Origin of the sequence: Streptomyces sp. SP17BM10, from assembly GCF_036322405.1 — a bacterium.
In the GTDB taxonomy this organism is placed as follows: Bacteria; Actinomycetota; Actinomycetes; order Streptomycetales; family Streptomycetaceae; genus Kitasatospora.
Genome location: NZ_JAQYXB010000450.1, coordinates 1 through 480 on the forward strand (window position 1 = coordinate 1; position 480 = coordinate 480).

Below are 480 nucleotides of genomic sequence, written 5' to 3' on the forward strand. Positions count from 1 at the left end.
CTGGTCCCCAGGGACATGCAGGGGCGCGTCATCCTCGGCCCCCGTCTCTCCGAACTCTCCGCCGCGGCGGGCGAGGACCGGCTGCTCTCCACCGAGCGCCCGGTCCTGTCCCACCTGCGCGACGTCACGGGCGAGAGCGCACAGCTCTACCGCCGCCAGGGCGAGATGCGGATCTGCGTAGCCGCCGCCGAGCGGCGCTCCGGCCTGCGGGACACCGTCCCGGTCGGCTGCACCCTGCCGATGAAGGCCGGCTCGGCCGCCCAGGTCCTGCTGGCCTGGGAGGAGCCCGAGCGGCTCCACCGCGGCCTCCAGGGCGCCCGCTTCACCGCCACCGCGCTGTGCGGCGTCCGGCGCCGCGGCTGGGCCCAGTCGATCGGCGAGCGGGAGCCGGGCGTCGCGTCCGTCTCCGCGCCCGTCCGCGGCCCTTCCAACCGCGTCGTGGCCGCCGTCTCCGTCTCCGGTCCGATCGAGCGCCTGACC

Annotated in this window: 1 protein-coding gene; it reads left to right on the forward strand. The window is 76.9% G+C overall.

All coding sequences use genetic code 11. The features are described 5' to 3' along the window. The coding region (locus PUR71_RS05510; protein ID WP_329925188.1) for an IclR family transcriptional regulator at positions 1-480 on the forward strand (480 nt) is incomplete at both ends.